The sequence below is a fragment of the Streptomyces sp. BYX5S genome (genome assembly GCF_054724165.1).
This window is the reverse complement of sequence record NZ_CM138829.1, coordinates 1,277,773-1,297,010: the sequence shown is the minus strand read 5'-3', so window position 1 is coordinate 1,297,010 and position 19,238 is coordinate 1,277,773. Positions and strand designations below refer to the sequence as shown.

The window sequence follows — 19,238 nt, the reverse complement described above, 5'->3', positions numbered from 1 at the left end:
CCTAGAAGCCGAGCTTGCGCAGCTGGCGCGGGTCGCGCTGCCAGTCCTTGGCGACCTTCACGTGCAGGTCGAGGTAGACCGGCGTACCGAGCAGCGCCTCGATCTGCTTGCGGGACTTGATGCCGACGTCCTTCAGGCGCTTGCCCTTCGGGCCGATGATGATGCCCTTCTGGCTGGGCCGCTCGATGTAGACGAAGGCGTGGATGTCGAGGAGCGGCTTGTCGGCGGGTCGGTCCTCGCGCGGCAGCATCTCCTCCACGACGACGGCGATGGAGTGCGGCAGCTCGTCCCGTACGCCTTCGAGGGCGGCCTCGCGGATCAGCTCCGCGACCATGACCTGCTCGGGCTCGTCGGTGAGGTCGCCCTCCGGGTAGAGGGCGGGGCCCTCGGGGAGCAGCGGCACGATGAGGTCGGCGAGGAGGTCGACCTGCTTCTCGCCCACGGCCGACACGGGGATGATCTCGGCCCACTCGAAGCCGAGCTCCTTGCCGAGCTGGTCGATCGCGATGAGCTGCTCGGCGAGCCGCTTGCTGTCGACGAGGTCGGTCTTGGTGATGACCGCGATCTTCGGCGTCTTCTTGATCGACGCCAGTTCCTTGGCGATGAACTTGTCGCCGGGGCCGATCTTCTCGTTCGCGGCAGGCAGAAGCCGATGACGTCGACCTCGGCCCACGTGGTGCGCACGACGTCGTTGAGCCGCTCGCCGAGCAGCGTGCGCGGCTTGTGGAGCCCCGGGGTGTCCACGAGGATCAGCTGCGCGTCCTCGCGGTGCACGATGCCGCGCACGGTGTGCCGCGTGGTCTGCGGCTGGTCGGCGGTGATCGCGACCTTCTTGCCGACCAGAGCGTTCGTGAGGGTGGACTTGCCCGCGTTGGGGCGGCCGACGAAGCAGGCGAAGCCGGCGCGGTGGGCAGGTCCGGCTGCGGAGGTGTGAACGCTCATGGCGCCCATTGTCCCCGATGACGGGGGTGCCGCAGCACAGTGAGGTCCCGGTAACCCCACGGCAACAGGAAACACGACGGAAACCCGCGGGTGCGGAATCGGAAACGCGCAGCCGTGACGCTGACACGCATGTCCCCCACGACCGTGCCTCTCGCCGCCGCCCCGGCCCTCGACACCGGCGACACCGCCTGGCTGCTCGCCGCGACCGCCCTCGTCCTCCTCATGACGCCCGGACTGGCCCTCTTCTACGGCGGCATGGTCCGCACGAAGAGCGTCCTGAACATGCTGATGATGAGCTTCGTGTCCATCGCGCTCGTGACGGTGGTGTGGCTGGTCGCGGGCTATTCGCTCGCCTTCGGCGACGACGCCTTCGCGGGCCTGATCGGCGGGCTCCAGCACGCGGGCATGGCAGGGGTGGGCCCGGACGACATCACCGGCACGGTCCCCACCTTCCTCTTCACCACGTTCCAGCTGACGTTCGCGATCCTCACCGCGGCGCTGATCAGCGGCGCCGTCGCGGACCGTACGAAGTTCGGGGCGTGGCTGGTCTTCGTACCCCTCTGGGCGCTGCTCGTATACGTTCCCGTGGCGCACTGGGTGTGGGGCCCCGGAGGGTGGATCAGCACGCACCTCGGCGCGCTGGACTTCGCGGGCGGCCTGGTCGTGGAGATCGCGTCCGGCGCCTCCGGCCTCGCGCTCTGCCTGGTCCTCGGTCCGCGCATCGGCTTCAAGAAGGACGCCATGCGCCCGCACAACCTGCCGATGGTGGTCATGGGCGCGGGCCTGCTGTGGTTCGGCTGGCTCGGCTTCAACGGCGGCTCGGCGCTCGGAGCGAACGGTGTCGCCGCCGCGTCCCTCTTCAACACCCTGATCGCGGGCTGCACCGGTCTGCTGGGCTGGCTGTTCGTGGAGCAGAAGCGCGACGGTCACCCGACGACGTTCGGCGCGGCGTCCGGCGCGGTGGCGGGCCTGGTCGCGATCACGCCCGCGTGCGGGGTGGTCGGCGTACCCGGCGCCGCCGTGGTCGGCCTGGCGGCGGGCGTCGTCTGCTCGTACGCGGTCGCCTGGAAGCTGCGCTTCTCGTACGACGACTCGCTGGACGTCGTCGGCGTGCACTTCGTGGGCGGCGTGATCGGCACGCTCCTCATCGGCCTGTTCGCGACGTCGGCGATGACGGGCTCCGCGGCGAAGGAGGGCCTGCTGTACGGCGGCGGGTTCGGCCAGCTGGGCAAGCAGCTGGTGGCCGTGCTGGTGGTCGCGGCGTACACCTTCGCGGTGACGTACGGGATCGGGAAGGCCATCGACAAGGTCATGGGCTTCCGCGCCTCGCCCGACGAGGAGACGACCGGGCTGGACCAGACGGCGCACGCGGAGAGTGCGTACGATCACGGCGTCCTGAGCGCCGCCCCCGTCACCCGAAAGGTCGCGTCATGAAGCTGATCACCGCGGTCGTCAAGCCGTACCGCCTCGACGAGGTCAAGACCGCCCTCCAGGAGATCGGCGTGGACGGCCTGACCGTGACCGAGGCCAGTGGTTACGGCCGTCAGCGGGGGCACACCGAGGTGTACCGGGGGCCGAGTACCAGGTCGACCTGGTACCGAAGGTGCGGATCGAGGTCGTCGTGGAGGACGAGAACCTCGACGTGACGATGGACGCGATCGTGCGCGCGGCGCACACCGGCAAGATCGGCGACGGCAGTCTGGGCGGTCCCCGTCGAGTCGGTCATCCGCGTCCGCACCAACGAACGGGGCCCGGACGCCCTCTGACCTCCCATTCCGGCCACTCCGGCCAACCCAAGCCCCTCCGGCGATTGAGGAGCGGGGTCCGGGGCAGCGCTGGGGCTCCGCCCCGGACCCCGCTGCTCAAACGCCGCAGGGGCTGAAAAGAGCTCAATCGCCGGAGGTGCTTGAAGGGGAGGGTCAGAGGCCCGCCTGGGCGCCGCAGACCGGCCACGCGCCCGGCCCCTGTTCGGCGAGAACCTTGTCGGCGACAGCCATCTGCTGCGACGGCGTGGCCTGATGCGCGGACGCGGCGTACTGCGTCCCCCCGTAGGCCGCCCACGTCGACGGCGTGAACTGGAGGCCACCCGAGAACCCGTTGCCCGTGTTCGCGGCCCAGTTCCCACTCGCCTCGCACTGTGCGACGGACTGCCACTGGGCGTCCGAGGCCCCGGTCGCGGCCGAGGCACTGCCGGTTCCCGCCAGCACCAGCACCCCACTGGCCCCCGCCAGCACGGCGGCGGTACCCAGACGGCGAGCACGGGACATACGGGCGGCGGACGGACGACGAAGCGCGGCGGAGAACACGAAGAAAAACCTTTGTTCGGGGACGTGGTACGTCGCCCGGTACGGCTGCCGGTCGGTCGGCTGCCGCAGCGGGCGACCACTCCACCGTGGCCCACGGCGACCGCCCGCCCCATGGGCCACCGGACCCACCGGCGGGCCCTTCCGTCCCGCTTCCGTGCCCCACCGGCCAGGGCCCTGCGCCCCGGGCCGAAGGTCCCCCGCCGCGCTCCCCGCGCCCCCGGCGCCCGCACGCACGACGCCCGCCGTACCGGGCCCTCGGGCCTGGTCGTCGGCGGGCGTGAGGGTACTCACATGAGCCGGGGCTCAGCCGGCCGTCAGGGTCTCCTTGACCGCCCCGTCGCCCCCGGCCAGGAACACCGGCGTACCGGCCCCGCCCAGGTCGCGCACGGCCGCGAGGTCCTCCGCCGGAAGCGCCTCGGACGCGGAGACGACGGCGGCCGCCTCCAGGGACTGCGCGCCGGACGCCACCGCCATGGCGACGGCCGTCTGCAACGCGCTCAGCTTCAGGGAGTCGAGGGCGACGGTGCCCGCGACGTACGTGCGCCCCGTCTCGTCGCGCACGGCCGCGCCCTCGGGCACACCGTTGCGGGCCCGCGCGGAGCGGGCCAGGGTGACGATCTTGCGGTCCTCGGGGCCGAGGTCGGTGCTCTCAGTCATGGGGTGAGCATAAGGAGCCGTGCCCCCCTCAGCCCGCGACGGGGTGCATCGAACCCCGTCGGCCCTCCGGCGAGGCCAGCCATTGCAGCTTCGCGACGGTGTCGGCCTCCGGCAGGGGGGTGTGCAGCACGATGGTGAGATCGGGCCGGGCCGGGATCTTCATCGCGGTCGACTCCAGCACGAGCAGCCCGGCGACCGGATGGACGAGCTCCTTGCGCACGGTGCCCGGCACCTCGATGTCCCGGCGCTCCCACAGCTCCTCGAACTCGGGGCTCGCCGCCTTGACCTGCGCGAGGACCTCCTGGAACCCCTCGTCGTCGGGGCACTCCGAGCAGGCGGCGCGGAACTGGGCGACGACGGTCGCCGCGTTCTGCTCCCAACTGGCGCTGCGCGCGCGGTAGATGGGGTCGGTGAAGAAGTCGACGACACAGTTCCGCGTCTCCGGGCCCATCCCGAAGACCATCGTGGCCGCGTCGTTGGACTTCACGTAGTTGTAGTAGCCGTCCATGATGTGCGCCGGGTAGGGCATCCAGGCGCCGATGAGCCGGGCCAGCTCGTCGCACATCCGCCGGTCGGCCTCCGCGACCTCGTAGGCGGGCGGGTTGAGCCCGGCGAGCACGTACAGATGGCGCCGCTCCGCGCTGCTCATCCGCAGCACCCGCGCGACCGCGTCGAGCACCTGCGGCGACACGGAGATGTCCCGCCCCTGCTCCAGCCACTGGTACCAGGACGCGCCGACGCCCGCGAGCACGGCGACCTCCTCGCGGCGCAGGCCGGGCGTGCGCCTGCGCGCACCGCCGTCGGGCAGGCCCGCCTCCGTGGGCGTGACCCGCGCGCGGCGGCTCATCAGGAACTCCCGCAACTCACTGAGCCGGTGCTTCTTGAGCGCTGCGCTCTCGGCCACGTGGACGACCCCCTGTTGTCTGGTGGTGCGAGCACCAGCATAAGTTCCCACTCTCCACCGGTATTCCGGTCGTACGAGGCTCGGGGCCATGGCGATCGACACCGCACCCACGAAGTCCCCCCTCGGCCAACTCCCCGCCGCGCCCCGCATGTCGGGCCGCGACAAGCTCGTCCTGTTCGTTCTGTGCGCCGCCCAGTTCATGGTGGCGCTCGACTTCTCCGTACTGAACGTGGCGCTGCCGGTGCTCGGTCCCGACCTCGGCATGACCCCGTCCGCGCTCCAGTGGGCGGTCACCGCGTTCGCCCTCCCGTCCGGCGGGTTCCTGCTGCTGTTCGGCCGGGTCGGCGACCTGTTCGGGCGGCGCCGGATGTTCCTCGGCGGCCTCACCCTCTTCGCGGCGGCGTCGCTGCTCGCGACCTTCGCCTGGGACCCGGCGTCCTTCCTCGCGGGGCGCGCGCTCCAGGGCGTCGGCGCGGCGGCCGTGGTGCCGACCGGTATGGCGCTGCTGACGACGACGTTCCCGGAGGGGCCGCTGCGGGCCCGCGCCCTCGGTGTGTTCGGCACGCTGCTCTCGCTCGGGTTCACCACGGGCATGGTGCTCGGCGGCGTCCTCACCGAGTCGTTCGGCTGGCGCTCCACGATGGGTCTGCTGACCGTGTTCGCGCTGATCGTGCTGCCGCTGGCGCCGCGCCTGCTGCCCGAGTCCCGGACCCCGGGCCGGCCGCGCCTGGACGTGCCCGGCGCGATCACCGTCACCGGCGGTCTGCTGTCCCTGATCTACGCCCTGTCCACGGCGGCCGAGCACGGCTTCGGCGGCATCGACGTGATCGTCACGCTCGTCGCGGGACCGGCCCTGCTGGCGGCCTTCGTCGTCATCGAGTCCCGCACGGCCGCACCGCTGCTCTCGCTGCCGCTGCTGCGCCGCTCCACCGTGGCCTGGGGCAACCTCGGCGGTCTGGTCACCTTCTCGATGATGACCACGGTCGTCTTCGTCCTGACGCTCTACCTCCAGGAGGTCCTGCACCTGTCGGCGCTGGCGACGGGGCTCGCGTTCGGCCTCCAGGGCGCGGTCGCCGCGGTGACCGGCTCGCTCGTCCCCCGGCTGATCTCCCGCATCGGCGCGCACCGCACGCTCGTCGCCTCGCTGGCCTGGCAGGGCGCGTTCACGGTCCCGCTCGTCCTGCTGGGCACGGACGGCGCGTGGGTGTGGCTCGCGGTGATCGCCAACGTCGTCATCGTGATCGGCCACATGGGCACGATCATCGCGTACGGGGCGACGGCCACGGCAGGAGTCGCGGACACGGAACAGGGCCTGGCCACGGGCCTGGTGACCTCGTCCCAGCAGCTCGGCCTCACGGTCGGCATCCCGCTGATCGGCGTCCTCGCCACGACGGCCCCGAACCTGCTGACCGGCGCGCGCACGGCGTTCGCGCTGGACGCGGCGATCGTGCTGGTGGCGGCGGTGCTGGTGGCGATCGGGCTGCGCACCGGCCGCCGCTGAGGCCCTAACCGCGGTCGAGCCGCAGGCGCTCCGCGCGCGGCAGGCCCGCCACCACCAGGTCGTAGGAATCCTCGACGAGCTCCCGGACGACTCGGTCCGGGAGCTCTTCGGGGCGGTCGGCGGTCACCGTGTTCCAGTGCCGCTTGTTCATGTGCCAGCCGGGCACGACGAGGCCCGGGTGCTCGGCGCGCAGCCGCACCGCTTCCTCGGGGTCGCACTTGAGGTTCACCGTCAGGGGCCGCGCGTCGAGCGTGGACAGCGCGAACATCTTGCCGAGCACCTTGAAGACGGACGTCTCCGGGTTGAACGGGAAGTCCTCCACCGCCGCGTTGAACGACAGGCAGAACGAGCGCAGCTCCTGGGGTGTCACCCGGCGGTCTCCTCCTCGGACTCCTTCTCGCCGACCGGCTCCGCGAGCACGGTCACGATCTTGTTCCGGCGGCCCGCCGCGGCTTCCGCCGTGAGCCGCAGCTGCCGCCCGTCGGGGAGGGTCACCACGGACGAGGCGCCGGCGATCGGGACCCGGCCGAGGGCCTTGGCCAGCAGGCCGCCCACGGTCTCCACGTCCTCGTCGTCGAACTCCTCCAGGCCGTACAGCTCGCCGAGGTCGCCGATGTCGAGCCGGGACGTCACCCGGAACCGGTCGTCGCCGAGCTCCTCGACGGTCGGCAGCTCACGGTCGTACTCGTCGGTGATCTCGCCGACGATCTCCTCGAGGATGTCCTCGATGGTGACGATGCCCGCGGTGCCGCCGTACTCGTCGATGACGACGGCGACGTGCGTGCGCAGCTGCTGCATCTCGCGCAGCAGGTCGCCCGCGTTCTTGGTGTCGGGCACGAACGTCGCCGGGCGCATCGCGGTGGACACCAGCTCGGCCTCGGCGTCGCGGTTGATGTGCGTCTTGCGCGAGAGGTCCTTCAGGTAGACGACGCCCACGACGTCGTCCTCGCTCTCGCCGACCACGGGGATGCGGGAGAAACCGGACCGCAGCGCGAGGGTGAGGGCCTGCCGGATCGTCTTGTAGCGCTCGATGACGACGAGGTCGGTGCGCGGCACCATGACCTCGCGCACGAGGGTGTCGCCGAGCTCGAAGACGGAGTGCACCATGCGGCGCTCCTCGTCCTCGATGAGGGACTCCTTCTCGGCGAGGTCGACCAGCGCGCGCAGTTCGGCCTCGGAGGCGAACGGGCCGCGCCGGAACCCCTTGCCCGGGGTCAGCGCGTTGCCGATCAGGATCAGCAGCGGCGGGATCGGGCCCATGATCCGGGCCAGCGGCAGCAGCACGTACGCGGCCGCCGTGGCGGTGTTCAGCGGGTGCTGGCGGCCGATGGTCCGCGGGGACACGCCCACGGCGACGTACGACAGGAGCACCATCACGCCGATGGCGACGAGCAGCGCCTGCCACGTCTCGTGGAACTCCTCCAGGCACGCGTACGTGACGAGCGCGGCGGCGGCCATCTCGCAGGCGACGCGCACCAGGAGCGCCACGTTCAGATAGCGCGTCGGGTCGGCCGCCACCTGCGACAGCTTGGCGCTGCCGCGCCGCCCGGACCGGACGGCCTCCTCGGCGCGGAAGCTGGAGACGCGCGCGATGCCGGCCTCGGCGCAGGCGGCGAGCCAGGCGACGACGATCAGGGCGACGGCGCCCGCGATCAACGAAAAGCTCATGACACGGTCGGCGCCGGCGACGGCCCCGTCAGTCCCTTCTCCGCACGCCAGCCGTCCACGATGCCCGCCTGGAGACCGAACATCTCGGCCTTCTCGTCGGGCTCCTCGTGGTCGTACCCGAGCAGGTGCAGCACCCCGTGGACGGTGAGGAGCTGGAGCTCCTCGTCCATGGAGTGCCCGGTGGGCGCGTCCTCCCCCTGCTTCTTGGCGACCTCCGGGCACAGCACGATGTCGCCGAGCAGCCCCTGCGGGGCCTCCTCGTCGTCCTTCATCGGCGGCCGCAGCTCGTCCATCGGGAACGACATGACGTCCGTCGGCCCCGGCAGGTCCATCCACTGCACGTGCAGCTGCTCCATGGCGTCGGAGTCCACGACGATCACGGACAGCTCGGACAGGGGGTGGATGCGCATCCGCGCGAGCGCGTAGCGGGCGATGTCGAGGATCGCCTGCTCATCGACCTCGGTTCCGGACTCGTTGTTGACGTCGATCGACATGGCGCTGTTCGACTACTTTCCTTGGTTCCCTCTGGGACGGCCCTTGCGGGTGCCGTTCTCCGTACCGTGCTCGGTGTCGTACTTCTCGTACGCGTCGACGATACGGCCGACGAGCTTGTGCCTGACGACATCCTGCGAGCTGAGCCGCGAGAAGTGCACGTCGTCGACGCCGTCGAGGATGTCCTGCACCTGCTTCAGGCCGCTCTTGGTGCCGCCCGGCAGGTCGACCTGCGTCACGTCACCAGTGATCACGATCTTCGAATCGAAACCGAGCCGGGTGAGGAACATCTTCATCTGCTCGGGCGAGGTGTTCTGCGCCTCGTCGAGGATGATGAAGGCGTCGTTCAAGGTGCGGCCCCTCATGTAGGCCAGCGGCGCCACCTCGATGGTGCCCGCCGCCATCAGGCGCGGGATCGAGTCCGGGTCGAGCATGTCGTGCAGGGCGTCGTACAGCGGGCGCAGGTAGGGGTCGATCTTCTCGTAGAGGGTGCCGGGCAGGAAGCCGAGGCGCTCGCCCGCCTCCACCGCGGGGCGGGTCAGGATGATGCGGTTGACCTGCTTGGACTGGAGGGCCTGGACCGCCTTGGCCATGGCCAGGTAGGTCTTGCCGGTGCCCGCGGGGCCGATGCCGAAGACGATCGTGTGCTTGTCGATCGCGTCGACGTACCGCTTCTGGTTCAGCGTCTTGGGGCGGATGGTGCGGCCGCGCGAGGACAGGATGTTCTGCGTGAGCACCTCGGCGGGCGACTCCTGGCCGCCGGTGCCGTCCGCCTTCAGCATGGCGATGGAACGCTCCACGGCGTCCTCGGTCATCGGTGCCCCTGTCCTCAGTACCAGCATCATCTCGTCGAACAGGCGCTGGATGAGGGCGACTTCCGCCGGCTGTCCGGTCGCGCTGATCTCGTTGCCCCGGACGTGGATGTCGGCCTCCGGGAAGGCCTTCTCGATCACTCGCAGCAGCGCGTCACCGGATCCGAGCACCTCGACCATGGGGTGCTTCGGCGGAACGGTGAACTGTGCGCGGGCGCTGGATGGTGTCTGCGTCATGAGCCGGGCCGGTGGCCCTTGCGTCCTCCCCGTACGGGACTGTCTCTGCGGTGTTGTACTGCACCGCCAAGGGTACGGCGCGGGTACGACAACGCCGAGTGGGTTTCGGTGACGGCCGGGGCCTTCGTGGCCCCGGCCGGGCCCCGGTCAGCCGTCGAGGCGGGTGTAGCGGCGGGTGCCGTGCGGTCGGAAGCCGACGCGCTCGTACACGCGCCGCGAGTCGCTGCCGCCGTACTCCAGCCACACCGAGGCGGCGCCGCGCTCGTGCAGCAGGACGCGGGCCAGTTCCGCGGTGACGGCGGAGGCGATGCCCCGGCCCCGGTGGGCGGGGCGGGTGCCGACGCCCGCGAGTTCGGCGGTGGCCGCGGCGGGCGCGCTGCACAGGGCGCCGCCCGCGACCGTGCCGTCGGCGGCCCGCACGAAGCGGACGGCGCCGCCGGTCTCCTCGGTGTGCCGCAGCCGCGCGGCGCCCTCGGGCGACGACTCGAACCCGCCGCCGAACGCCTCGGCGAGGGCGGCGTCGAGCGCCGGGTAGTCGCCGTCGCGGGCCGGGGCCTCGACGGCGGGCCGCTCGGGCACGACGAGCGTGTCCTTCGTGCACACGAGGTACGTGTGCTCGGCCTCGACCGCGAACCCGGCGTCGTCGAGCGCCCCCGCGACCCGCGGTGCGGCGTCCGGCGCGAACTCCAGGCGCGGAACGAGCCCCCGCTCCCGGAACGCGGCGACGAGCGCCGCCACGTCGGCTGCGGTGGGCGCGGCCCCCGGCAGCGGTGTCGCGTAATTGACGTACGGGCTGGTGGTGGCGGGATCGACCCCGATCACGAACCCGCCCGCCTCCACGGGTTCGGGGCGGCGGCGCAGGTGGGCGACGGTGAAGCTCTGGACGTCGATGTCCATGGTGATGGTGGTGTCCTCACGTGAGAGAAACGCACAGCGGGCAGGCGTTGCGTGCGTGGGGCCGCCGTGAGGAGCGAGTCCCGGAAAACGCGGGGCTCAGCGCGGACGACGGCCGCTACGGGTCGCCGAGTTCATGGGCTTCAGTCCCTGAGGATGCGAGAAGTGACGGGGCCGCCGGTCGACGGCGCCGCCAATCTCGCACGCGCGCCACGACACCGACAACCCATTTCCCCCACCCCATCAAGCCCCTCCGCACCCGATCAAGCCCCTCCGGCGTTTGAGGAGCGGGGTCCGGGGCGGAGCCCCGGGGGCTACGCCGAGCGGCCGAAACCGATGGTCGGGACCGCCCGCCGCAGCGGCCACGCCCGGGACGTCTCCGGAAGAAGAGGCGCCAAGAACGCGTACCGGTCCAACGCACACCGGCTCTGGTGATCGTTCGCCCGCGCCTCCTGCCACCACGCCGCGACCTCCAGCCACCCCGGCGCCGACAACGACCCCCCGAACTCCTGCACGGAGAGCGCCGCGGTGAGCCCCGCGAAGGCGAGCCGGTCGGCCAGCGGCCACCCCGCGAGCGTCGACGTGACGAACCCCGCGACGAAGACGTCCCCCGCCCCGGTCGGATCGAGCGCCTCCACCTCGATCGCCGGCACGGACGCCGTCTCCCCGGTCCGCCCGTCCACCGCGTACGCGCCCTCCGCGCCGAGCGTCACCACGGCCACCGGTACGTGCTCGGCCAGCGCGTGCGCGGCGGCCCGCGGACAGGACGTACGGGTGTAGCGCATCGCCTCCTCGGCGTTGGGCAGGAACGCCTCGCAGTGCCGCAGGCCGGGCAGCGCCGCGAGGTCCCAGCGACCGGTGTCGTCCCAGCCCACGTCCCCGAAGATCAGCGTGCCGGAGCGGGCGGCCCGCGCCACCCACGGCTCCTCGACGCCGGGCGCGAGCGAGGCGACGGCGGCGCGGGCGTGCGGCGGGCAGGCGGGCGCGGGCTCCGGCGGCGGCTCGTGCCCGTGGCTGACCATCGTGCGTTCGCCCTCGTACGCCATGGAGACGGTGACCGGAGAGTGCCAGCCGGGCACGGTCCTGGCGTAGCTGAGGTCGATGCCCTCGCCCTGTTCGAGGGCGTCCCAGCAGTACTCGCCGTAGTGGTCGTCGCCGAAGGCCGCGGCGAGGGAGGTGCGCAGGCCGAGCCGGGCGAGCGCGGTCGCCATGTTGGCGACGCCGCCGGGGCTGGAGCCCATGCCGCGCGCCCAGGACTCGGTGCCGCGCACGGGCGCGGTGTCGAGTCCGGTGAAGACGATGTCGAGGAAGACCGTGCCGGTGAGATACACGTCGTAGGGCGGATCGGCGGGCGTGCGCAGTGCCGCGAGGGGGTCCGTTCTGGGTCGTGTGGAGGTCACGTCGCGCTCCCTGCGGTGGTACGGGTCCGGACAGTGTGCACGACCGGGTCCCGTAGCACCGTGGACGACATCAACCTGTCACGGAGCAGCGGCTGAACACCCGTCCCACGGCGCGAAAAGTGCCTCTTCTGCCCGGCCGAACCACCCCCAAACCAAATGTGTCACGCGTCACAGCCCCCGGCTTACATGCGCACCCCATGGACTTGATACAAATTGGCCGCGCCCAGACGTCCCCGGTTCGGTCCCGTTCGCAAAGACGTCGCGCTCCCCCCCTTCCCTGCCTTACCACCCCCTTGCCCAAAACAGCGTCCAAGGCGAGGGGCCCGTCTTCAGGAACGCCCGTGTCCTCGCGTACGTCCCGGCCCGCGCTCGTCGCCCTCTTCACGGCCGGCTACCTCGCCGCTTATCTGCTGCCCACCGTTGTCGGCCGAGTCGCCGACAGCCTGCGACTCTCCCCCACCCAGGCCGGTCTCGTCGGCAGCGCGCTGCTGCTGAGCTCGGCCACCGCGGGCCTCACCCTCGCGGCCCGCGTCGAACGGGTCGGCGCCCGTCGCGCCGCCCGCACCGGACTGCTCCTCGCCGCCGTCGGCTACGCCACCGCCGCGCTCGCCACCGCCACCCCGCTGGTCGTCGCGGGTGCGATGATCGGCGGCTTCGGCTCGGGCACGGCGACGGCGGTCGCGGCCACCGGCATCGCCGCCCAGAAGGATCCGCACCGCGCCTCCACGCTCGGTCTGCTGAGCGTGTCCGCGCTCGCGGGGGCCCTCTATCTGACGATCCCGCGGATCAGCGAAGGGCACGGGCTGCCGTTCGCCGCGCTCGCCGCCACGGCGCTCGCGGTGTGGCCCGCCACGGGCCGCCTCGACGGTCCGGCGACCCCGGACAACTGCGCGGCCCCGGCCCCCAAGTCCCCTCTCCCCCACGCCCGTTCGGGCCTGCTGCTCGCGGTGACGCTGGTGTGCTGGTCGATGGCGCAGAACGCGCTGTGGGGCGTCAGCAGCCGCATCGGCACGCAGCAGGCCGGCCTGTCCGAGGTCGCGGTCGGCTCGGTCTTCGCGGTGGCGCTCGGCGTCGGCCTGCTCGGCGTGATCGGCGCCGGGGCGGTCGGGGTGCGTCTCGGCCGGGCGCTGCCCATCGGCGCGGGCACCGCGCTGATCGCCTGCTGTGTCGTGCTCAGCGCCCGCGCGGACGACCTCGGCTCGTTCGCGACCGGGGAGATCGCCTGGAACACCCTCTACCCGGTGGTTCTGTCGTACGTCCTCGGGCTCGCGGCCTCCCTCGACCCGCGCGGCCGCTGGGCGGTCCTGATCGGCGCGGCGTCCTCGCTGGGCACGGCGTGCGGACCGCTGGCGGGCAGCGCCCTGGCCGAGTCGGCGGGCTTCCCGGTGATGGGCACGGTGCTGGCCGTGGCGCTGCTGCTGCTCGCGGTGCCGCTGACCGGGGTGGCCCTGCACACCGGTGGCCGTCCGCTGTTCGCGGGTGCGGCACGGCGCCGCAGCGGCGCTCCGGTCGGCGCGATCGTGCCGCCGTCGGGTGTGCTGGAGCAGCCGGTGGTCGAGCTGTTCGACATCGAGTCGACCGTGGAGACGCCCGCGTACACGGAGTTCACCGAGGTGGGCCCCGACGGTGTCGAGCCGGAGCCCTTCGCGGGGGCTCAGCCGGAGATGTCGTCCAGCTCGTACGCCTCGACCTCGGCGAGGTAGCGCGCCCTGCGGGCCTCGTCCTCCTCGCTGCCGTCGAGGAACGACGCCACGAACGAGTTGCGGGCCAGTTCCCGCACTCGGTCGTGGTCGAGGGCGAGGGCCTCGTGGACGGCGTGGAAGGTGTCGCCGACGTAGCCGCCGAAGTACGACGGGTCGTCGGAGTTGACCGTGCACAGCAGCCCGGCGTCCATCATGGCGACGAGCGGGTGGTCCTCCAGGACGTCGATGGCGCGCAGCCGCACGTTCGACAGCGGGCACAGGGTGAGCGGGATCCGGTCCCGTACCAGCCGCTCCACGAGCTTCGGGTCCTCCAGGGACCGCAGCCCGTGGTCGACGCGCTCGACGCCGAGCAGGTCCAGGGCCTCCCACACGTACGAGGGGTCGCCCTCCTCGCCCGCGTGCGCGACCTTGCGCAGGCCGAGGGCGCCCGCGGCCTCGTACACCTCGCGGAACCTGGAGGCGGGGTTGCCGACCTCGGCGGAGTCGAGGCCGACGCCGACGATCCGGTCCAGGTACGGCTTCGCGGCCTCCAGGGTCTCCATCGCCGACTCGGCGGACTGGTCGCGCAGGAAGCACAGGATGAGCTTGGTGGAGATCCCGTGCCGCTCCTCGCTGCGCGCGAGCGCCCGGTGCAGGCCCTCGACGACGGTGCCCATCGCCACGCCCCGCGCCGCGTGCGCCTGCGGGTCGAAGAAGATCTCCGCGTGCCGGACGCCCTGCTCGGCGGCGCGCGCGAGATACGCGTCGGCGAGCGCCTCGAAGTCGTCCTCGGTGACGAGGACGGCCATCAGCGAGTAGTAGAGATCGAGGAAGGACTGGAGGTCGGCGAAGAGATACGCCTTGCGCAGTTCCTCGGTGTCGGCGTACGGCAGGGTGATGCCGTTGCGCGCGGCGAGTTCGAAGGCCAGCTCGGGTTCGAGGGTGCCTTCGATGTGCAGGTGGAGCTCGGCCTTGGGGATGCGGGCGAGGGGTGCGAGGGACATCCGACCATGGTACGCAGGGGCCGGAGCGGTCGCGCTCCGGCTCAGCGGCGCTTGGGGACCGGGATCCGGTCCAGGTCGCGGGCGACCGTCAGCTCCCCCTCGTACCCGGCGGCGCGGGCCTGCCGCGCGAACTCCTCGGGGTCGGTGTAGCGCTGGCTGAAGTGCGTGAGGACGAGATGCCGGACGCCCGCGTCCCGCGCGACGCGCGCCGCCTGCCCTGCGGTCAAGTGCCCGTGGTCGACGGCCAGTTGCTCGTCCTCGTCGAGGAAGGTCGACTCGATGACGAGGAGGTCGCAGCCCTCGGCGAGGGCGTGGACGCCGTCGCACAGCCGGGTGTCCATCACGAACGCGACGCGCTGCCCGCGCCGCTCCTCGCTCACGTCGTCGAGGGTGACGCCGCGCAGGGCGCCCTCCTTCTGGAGCCGGCCGATGTCCGGCCCCGCGATGCCGTGCGCGGCGAGCCGCTCGGGCAGCATGCGGCGCGCGTCGGGCTCGACGAGGAGATAGCCGTACGACTCGACGGGGTGCGAGAGCCGTCGGGCTTCGAGCCGGTACGCGGGGGTGTCCGCGAGCACCGCGCCCTCGCCGCGCACCGGTTCCTCCGCGATGTCGACGGTCTCGCGGTACGCGGTGGAGTACCGCAGCCGGTCGAAGAACCGCTGGCCGGACGCCGGGTAGTGGGCGGTCACGGGGTGCGGCACCCGGTCGAGGTTGATCCGCTGGATGACGCCCGCGAGGCCCAGGCTGTGGTCGCCGTGGAAGTGCGTGACGCAGATCCGGTTCAGGTCGTGCGCGGCGACCCCGGCGCGCAGCATCTGCCGCTGGGTGCCCTCGCCGGGATCGAAGAGGATGCCCTCGCTGTCCCAGCGCAGCAGGTAGCCGTTGTGGTTGCGCTGCCGGGTCGGCACCTGGCTCGCGGTGCCGAGGACGACGAATTCACGTACGGACACGGGGTGTCGATCCTGTCGGGGTTATCCGGGGGGCCACTGGAGGCCACGGCCGCCGAGGACGTGGGCGTGCGCGTGGAAGACGGTCTGGCCTGCGCCGCTGCCGGTGTTGAACACGATCCGGTAGCTGTCCAGCTTCTCCTCCTTCGCGACCTCGCCGGCCTCGCGCAGCACGTCGGCGGCGATGGCCGGTTCGGCGGTGGCGAGGGAGGCGGCGTCCGGGTGGTGGACGCGGGGGATGACCAGGACGTGGGTCGGGGCCTGGGGGTTGATGTCCCGGAACGCGACGGTGGTCTTCGTCTCGCGGACCACGGTGGCGGGGACGTCACCGTTGGCGATCTTGCAGAAGAGGCAGTCATCCATGCCCGCATCGTATCGATCAGCCGCCCGGGGCCGCGCTCACGGGGCTCCGCCCCGGCCCCCGCGCCTCAATCGCCGGCGAGGCTTGATCCATCAAGCCCCGCCGGTGGTCTAGCGGCGAAGTCTCGGCAATTCAAGCCCCTGCGGCGATTGAGCAGCGGGGTCCGGGGCGGAGCCCCGTGGCCGTAACGCCTACTCCGTGGACGGGCGCGGCAACGTGGGCGCGGACTTGGCCGGGTTTTCGCCGAGGGACGCCAGCGCGATGCGCACCGCCTCGTCGAGCTGCGGGTCACGCCCCGCCACCGCGTCCTGCGGCGCGTGCACCACCTCCACGTCCGGATCCACCCCGTGGTTCTCCAGACCCCACCCGTAACCCTCCATCCAGGTCGCATACTTCGGCTGCGTCACCAGCGTCCCGTCCACCAACCGGTACCGGCTGTCGATGCCGATGACGCCGCCCCAGGTGCGTACGCCCACCACCGGCCCGATCCCGAGCGCCTTGATCGCCGCGTTGACGATGTCGCCGTCGGAGCCGGAGAACTCGTTGGCCACGGCGACGACCGGGCCGCGCGGCGCGTCCATCGGGTACGTGAAGGGGCGGCTGCCGCGCGGCACGTCCCAGCCGACCACGCGGCGGGCCAGCTTCTCCACGACGAGCTGCGACGTGTGCCCGCCCCGGTTCTCCCGGACGTCCACGACGAGCCCCTCGCGCGCGACCTCCACGCTCAGGTCCCGGTGGATCTGCGCCCACCCCGGCGCCTGCATGTCGGGGACGTGGAGGTAGCCGAGCCGCCCGCCGGACTTCTCGTGCACGTACGCCCGCCGGTCGGCGACCCACGCGTGGTACCGCAGCGGTTCCTCGTCGTCGAGCGGCACCACGATCACGTGGCGCGGATCGCCGCCGCCCGCCGGGGAGACCGTCAGCTCGACCGGCTTGTCGGCGGTGCCGACCAGCAGCGGCGCGGGCCCGGTCACCGGGTCGACGGTCCGCCCGCCGACCGCCGTGATCGCGTCCCCGGCCCGCACGGCGACTCCGGGCGCGGCCAGCGGGGAGCGCGCCCGCGGGTCGGACGTCTCGGAGGGCAGCACGCGGTCGACGATCCAACTGCCGTCCTCGTGGCGGGAGATGTCGGCCCCCAGCAGCCCCTGCCGGCGCGCCGCCGAGCCCCGTCCGCCGCGCGGTGTCACGTACGCGTGCGAGGTGCCCAGCTCGCCCTGCACCTCCCACAGCAGGTCCACGAGGTCGTCGTGGGTGGCGACCCGGTCGAGCACCGGCCGGTACCGCTCCAGCACGCCGTCCCAGTCGACGCCGTTCATGTCGGCGCGCCAGAAGTTGTCGCGCATGAGGCGTCCGGCCTCGGCGTACATCTGCCGCCACTCGGCCGCCGGGTCGACGGTCTGGCTGACCCGTGACAGGTCGACGGTGATGTTCGTGTCGCTGTCCTCGTCGTGGGCGGGGCGCCGGTCGCTGGGGACGACCTTGAGGACCTCGCCGGTCCACAGCAGCACCCGCTTGCCGTCGCCGGTGACCTCGAAGTGGTCGGCGTCGGCGCCGATCTCCTCGACGCGCTGCTGGGCGAGGTCGTAGCGCTCCAGGCGGGTCTTGGGTTCCGGGGCGTCGCGTCCGGCCCGCGAGTCGCCGAGGACGCCGCGCACCGGGTGCCGCAGCCACAGCACCCCGTCCTTGGCGCACCGCAGCGTCGAGTAGCGGGCCGCCTCCACCGGGAACGGCACGATCCGGTCGAGGAGCCCCTCCAGGTCGACGCGGGTCGCGGGCGCGCCCTCGCTGTCCGGCGTCTCGGCCCCGGGGGTGTCCGGCGCGTCGAACGGGCGGCCGTGCCGCTGCGGTCCGAACGGCGACGGCGTCGTCGCGGCCAGCGTGATCAGATGCGGCCGCGCGCCGCTGACGAACGCGAGGTCGAAGGCGTGCTCGTCGTAGACCGGGTCGAAGGAGCGCGCCGACAGGAACGCCAGGTGCTTGCCGTCGAGCGTGAACGCGGGCGCCCAGTCCCGGAACCGCAGCGGGGTCGCCTCGCTGACGGACAGGTCGGTGGTGTTGGCGAGCTTGAGCTGTCGCAGGTCGTGCGGCCCGGGGTGCGACCAGGCGAGCCACGCGGAGTCCGGGGAGAACGCGAGCCCGCCCGCGTTCCCGTCCTCGCTGCGGTCCACCTCCCGTACGTCGCCGCTGTCCCGCTCGACGAGCAGCACCCGCCCGTCGTGCGAGGCGACGGCGACCCGGCCGCCGTCGGGCGCCACGGTCAGGGCCAGCACCCGGCCGAGCTGTCCGGCGCCGAGCCTGCGCGGTGTCGCGCCGGGCGCGGCGCCGGTGGCGGGCGCGAACTCCAGGGCGTCGTCGCCCTCGGCGTCCGTCACCCACACCACGTGCTCCTCGCCGTCCACGCGGAAGGTGTGCGGGAGCCGGGCCCGTACGCCGGGCTCCGCGGCGAGCGCCCTGGCCGGGCCCGCGCGGTGGGTCACCCAGTGCACGGCGCCGCGCACGTTGACGGCGCTGCCCCGGCCGGTGTGGTCGGGGGACGCGGCGCCGAACCACTGGGTGGCGTCGACGGGTCGCGGCTGCATGTCGACGCGCTGGCCGCCGAGCCGGATGTCGAGCCGCCGCGCCTCCACGTCCTCGCCGAGGCCGTCGACGATCCACAGCTCACCGGCGCTCGCGTACACGACCCGCTCGCCGTCGGTGGCGGCATGCCGTGCGTAGAAGCCGTCGACGGCCGTGTGACGCCGCAGGCCGGAGCCGTCGGGGAGGGAGGAGTACAGCGCGCCGACGCCCTCGTGGTCGGAGAGGAACGCGACGCGCTCCCCCACCCACATCGGGCACTCGATGTTCCCGTCGAGCTCCTCGTGCAGCCGCCCGAACTCCCCGTCGCCGCCCCGGTCGATCCACAGCTTGCCCGCGGTGCCGCCCCGGTACCGCTTCCACCAGGCGGCCTCCCGGCCCATCGGCGCGGACAGCAGCAGCACGTGGGCGTCCGGGCCGAACGCGACGCCGCCCACGGGCCCGTACGGCAGGGTCTCGGCGGGGCCGCCGTCCAGCGGCACGGCCCGCGCCCAGCTGCGGCGCAGCGAGGCCTGGCCGTGCGTGGTGGTGACGAGCACCCGGCCGTCGGGGGTCCAGCCTCGTACGTTCGTGGTCCAACTTCCCCAGTGGGTCAGGCGCTTGGAGGCGCCGCCGGCCACCGGGGCGATGTGCGCCTCGGGTGCTCCGTCGCGGCGCGAGGTCCAGGCGACGGTCTCGCCGTCCGGGGAGAGCCGGGGGTGGCCGACGGGCATGTTGTCGGCGCTGACCCGCCAGGCGCGGCCGCCGTCGAGGGGCGCCGCCCAGACGTCGTCCTCGGCGGTGAAGACCACCAACTCGCCTTGCAGGTGCGGGAACCGGAGGTACGCAGGAGTCGTCACCCCGTCCACCTTAAATTT

Annotated in this window: 15 protein-coding genes and 3 pseudogenes; 4 read left to right on the top strand and 14 right to left on the bottom strand. The window is 72.6% G+C overall.

What is annotated here, in order from left to right; translation table 11 throughout:
• Nucleotide 1: 1 nt before the first annotated feature.
• A pseudogene (gene era / locus ACYBSK_RS05795) lies at nucleotides 2-951 on the bottom strand (GTPase Era).
• Between the two features lie 120 nt (nucleotides 952-1,071).
• Here era and ACYBSK_RS05790 point away from each other — a divergent pair.
• Nucleotides 1,072-2,376, top strand: coding sequence for an ammonium transporter (locus tag ACYBSK_RS05790; protein WP_460245379.1), 1,305 nt, complete (start codon nucleotides 1,072-1,074; stop codon nucleotides 2,374-2,376).
• Nucleotides 2,373-2,708 (top strand): annotated as a pseudogene (locus ACYBSK_RS05785) (P-II family nitrogen regulator). Before ACYBSK_RS05790 ends, ACYBSK_RS05785 begins: the two are co-directional and overlap by 4 nt.
• A gap of 171 nt (nucleotides 2,709-2,879) precedes the next feature.
• Here ACYBSK_RS05785 and ACYBSK_RS05780 read toward each other — a convergent pair.
• The 3 genes and pseudogenes from ACYBSK_RS05780 to ACYBSK_RS05770 form a co-directional block, all read right to left on the bottom strand.
• Nucleotides 2,880-3,209 (bottom strand): annotated as a pseudogene (locus tag ACYBSK_RS05780) (transglycosylase family protein); the annotation flags it as partial.
• A 342-nt stretch (nucleotides 3,210-3,551) separates the two neighbouring features.
• Nucleotides 3,552-3,905: a cytidine deaminase gene (locus ACYBSK_RS05775; RefSeq protein ID WP_457475754.1), complete on the bottom strand. Its 354-nt coding sequence runs from the start codon at nucleotides 3,903-3,905 to the stop codon at nucleotides 3,552-3,554.
• A 28-nt stretch (nucleotides 3,906-3,933) separates the two neighbouring features.
• Nucleotides 3,934-4,752, bottom strand: a complete 819-nt coding sequence (locus tag ACYBSK_RS05770) for a helix-turn-helix transcriptional regulator (RefSeq protein WP_457481664.1) — start codon at nucleotides 4,750-4,752, stop codon at nucleotides 3,934-3,936.
• 145 nt (nucleotides 4,753-4,897) lie between these two features.
• Between ACYBSK_RS05770 and ACYBSK_RS05765 the strand changes: the two genes are divergently transcribed.
• On the top strand, nucleotides 4,898-6,310 hold the full coding sequence (locus ACYBSK_RS05765; RefSeq protein WP_460245378.1) for an MFS transporter: 1,413 nt from the start codon (nucleotides 4,898-4,900) through the stop codon (nucleotides 6,308-6,310).
• A gap of 4 nt (nucleotides 6,311-6,314) precedes the next feature.
• Here ACYBSK_RS05765 and ACYBSK_RS05760 read toward each other — a convergent pair whose 3' ends face one another.
• From ACYBSK_RS05760 to ACYBSK_RS05735, 6 genes are all read right to left on the bottom strand, one after another.
• Nucleotides 6,315-6,680, bottom strand: coding sequence for an MmcQ/YjbR family DNA-binding protein (locus ACYBSK_RS05760; protein WP_460245377.1), 366 nt, complete (start codon nucleotides 6,678-6,680; stop codon nucleotides 6,315-6,317).
• Nucleotides 6,677-7,978: a hemolysin family protein gene (locus tag ACYBSK_RS05755; protein ID WP_460245376.1), complete on the bottom strand. Its 1,302-nt coding sequence runs from the start codon at nucleotides 7,976-7,978 to the stop codon at nucleotides 6,677-6,679. Before ACYBSK_RS05755 ends, ACYBSK_RS05760 begins: the two co-directional genes overlap by 4 nt.
• Nucleotides 7,975-8,472 (bottom strand): rRNA maturation RNase YbeY, encoded by a 498-nt coding sequence (gene ybeY / locus ACYBSK_RS05750; protein ID WP_457475750.1) that lies wholly within the window; start codon nucleotides 8,470-8,472, stop codon nucleotides 7,975-7,977. Before ybeY ends, ACYBSK_RS05755 begins: the two co-directional genes overlap by 4 nt.
• Before the next feature lie 12 nt (nucleotides 8,473-8,484).
• Nucleotides 8,485-9,519 (bottom strand): PhoH family protein, encoded by a 1,035-nt coding sequence (locus ACYBSK_RS05745; RefSeq protein WP_457475749.1) that lies wholly within the window; start codon nucleotides 9,517-9,519, stop codon nucleotides 8,485-8,487.
• A 147-nt stretch (nucleotides 9,520-9,666) separates the two neighbouring features.
• On the bottom strand, nucleotides 9,667-10,416 hold the full coding sequence (locus ACYBSK_RS05740) for a GNAT family N-acetyltransferase (RefSeq protein WP_457475748.1): 750 nt from the start codon (nucleotides 10,414-10,416) through the stop codon (nucleotides 9,667-9,669).
• Nucleotides 10,417-10,727: 311 nt separating this feature from the next.
• On the bottom strand, nucleotides 10,728-11,813 hold the full coding sequence (locus tag ACYBSK_RS05735; RefSeq protein ID WP_460245375.1) for a PfkB family carbohydrate kinase: 1,086 nt from the start codon (nucleotides 11,811-11,813) through the stop codon (nucleotides 10,728-10,730).
• Between the two features lie 341 nt (nucleotides 11,814-12,154).
• Between ACYBSK_RS05735 and ACYBSK_RS05730 the strand changes: the two genes are divergently transcribed.
• Nucleotides 12,155-13,516 carry an MFS transporter gene (locus ACYBSK_RS05730; protein ID WP_460245374.1) on the top strand — a complete coding sequence of 454 codons (1,362 nt, stop codon included), beginning with the start codon at nucleotides 12,155-12,157 and terminating at the stop codon, nucleotides 13,514-13,516.
• Here ACYBSK_RS05730 and ACYBSK_RS05725 read toward each other — a convergent pair.
• The 4 genes from ACYBSK_RS05725 to ACYBSK_RS05710 all read right to left on the bottom strand — a co-directional run bounded on the left by ACYBSK_RS05725 (nucleotide 13,468) and on the right by ACYBSK_RS05710 (nucleotide 19,220).
• Nucleotides 13,468-14,499, bottom strand: coding sequence for an adenosine deaminase (locus tag ACYBSK_RS05725; protein ID WP_457475745.1), 1,032 nt, complete (start codon nucleotides 14,497-14,499; stop codon nucleotides 13,468-13,470). The two genes, ACYBSK_RS05730 and ACYBSK_RS05725, sit on opposite strands and share 49 nt — an antisense overlap.
• A 41-nt stretch (nucleotides 14,500-14,540) precedes the next feature.
• Nucleotides 14,541-15,449, bottom strand: coding sequence for a ribonuclease Z (locus tag ACYBSK_RS05720; RefSeq protein ID WP_460245373.1), 909 nt, complete (start codon nucleotides 15,447-15,449; stop codon nucleotides 14,541-14,543).
• A 21-nt stretch (nucleotides 15,450-15,470) separates the two neighbouring features.
• Entirely contained in the window at nucleotides 15,471-15,809 is a 339-nt protein-coding gene (locus ACYBSK_RS05715) for a histidine triad nucleotide-binding protein (RefSeq protein ID WP_457475743.1), read from the bottom strand.
• Nucleotides 15,810-15,998: 189 nt separating this feature from the next.
• The gene (locus ACYBSK_RS05710) at nucleotides 15,999-19,220 is read right to left on the bottom strand and encodes a S41 family peptidase (RefSeq protein WP_460245372.1); all 3,222 of its coding nucleotides are present in this window, start codon (nucleotides 19,218-19,220) and stop codon (nucleotides 15,999-16,001) included.
• Nucleotides 19,221-19,238 lie beyond the last annotated feature (18 nt).